The sequence below is a fragment of the Nitrososphaera sp. genome, from assembly GCF_050748925.1.
GTDB lineage: Archaea > Thermoproteota > Nitrososphaeria > Nitrososphaerales > Nitrososphaeraceae > Nitrososphaera.
The window spans coordinates 1-1,143 of record NZ_JBOGQF010000251.1 but is presented as its reverse complement, the minus strand read 5'-3'; the positions used below and the strand labels follow the sequence as shown (position 1 = coordinate 1,143).

The window sequence follows — 1,143 nt, the reverse complement described above, 5'->3', positions numbered from 1 at the left end:
CAACTCACCTAGCCTTTTGTGGGGATCTGCGGTGAAAGCTTCTGAGTCGAAGCTCTCCCAGACTTTCTCTACGTCGCCCGCCTTGTACTTATGACTCTGCTGAGACCAGTCATTGCAGGCGTCCAGAACATTTTGCGTGTTACCCCAGATCGCCCTGACACACCAGATTATGTCTCGCCAGTCGTCATAACCGCTGTTGGGATCAATCACCTCCAGCTCAGCGCTGATTTTCGGGACCGTGTACGTGGGTTCCCGCGTGGCGACAGTGCGTGGTTGCCGCATAGTGCTACGGCAGCGCTGCCCCCGTGTGTCCTGCAGCCCGGCCGGGGACCACTCTGGCAAAACTGCGAGGGGCCGGTCGTCTATGACTGTGTATGAACGCCCGTCGATCATCGACCCCGGTCCGACAACATATCCACCGTCGCCCTTGAGGTCGACGCCTTCCAGGAGGTTGTTTCTGGACCCAAGCAGCGTGCTTGTGCAGTAGTAGTGGTGCTGACCACCGTTTGCAGTAGCCACGGTGTAAGTCGCAGGCAGCTCGATCCCTGCTGCCTGTAAGCTCTCGAAGCCGTTCTTGCCGTTCTTGACGTCAATGTCCACAACGGCAAAGTAGCCGTCTTTGTACTCACCGGTCGCTATGCCGTAGTTGCCGTCTATAGGTTCATAGGCGGCGTCCTTTAAGCCCTTGCTTCCAGCTAAGGGCACCTTGGAGTTTGTGGCTAATGGGAATGTTCTATACATGTTAACCACGGTTCTCACGACTCTTTTACGGCCACCGTCCCGCAAGTCGTGCTCAGCAAGAGGGAAAGTGCGGTCAACCAGCTTTCTTGGCAGATAAGGGCGCGTTTCAGCGAGTCGTTAAAGTTGTGGACGGTCATGTTCGTCGGCTCTCCCATAGACTGAGCGACGGAAAAGTGTCGCTAATCTGAGAGTTAGGCAAACAACATGCCGCACGGGTGAGCGCACCAAAAGCCACCTCAGGATCAGGTGACTCTAAGGTGCGTATAACGTTGCAACATCCGCAGGTCCCTGTGCCCAGTAATCGACGCAACTTCCATGACGTTTAAGGCCTTTTCAAACAACCTGCTCGTTGCTTCGTGGCGTAGGTCATGAAAGCGTAGCTCTTCGATCCCAGCACGGGTA

3 protein-coding genes are annotated in these 1,143 nt (G+C 55.6%); all 3 read right to left on the bottom strand.

Translation table 11 applies throughout. From position 1 onward, the window contains the following. Nucleotides 1-759: bifunctional DNA primase/polymerase (locus tag ACREAY_RS12035; RefSeq protein ID WP_431756004.1), on the bottom strand; the 759-nt coding region annotated here is incomplete at its 3' end. Next, on the bottom strand, nt 756-896 hold the full coding sequence (locus ACREAY_RS12030) for a hypothetical protein (protein WP_431756003.1): 141 nt from the start codon (nt 894-896) through the stop codon (nt 756-758). The genes ACREAY_RS12035 and ACREAY_RS12030, both read right to left, overlap by 4 nt. A gap of 87 nt (nt 897-983) precedes the next feature. Next, the coding region (locus tag ACREAY_RS12025) for a tyrosine-type recombinase/integrase (RefSeq protein WP_431756005.1) at nt 984-1,143 on the bottom strand (160 nt) is incomplete at its 5' end.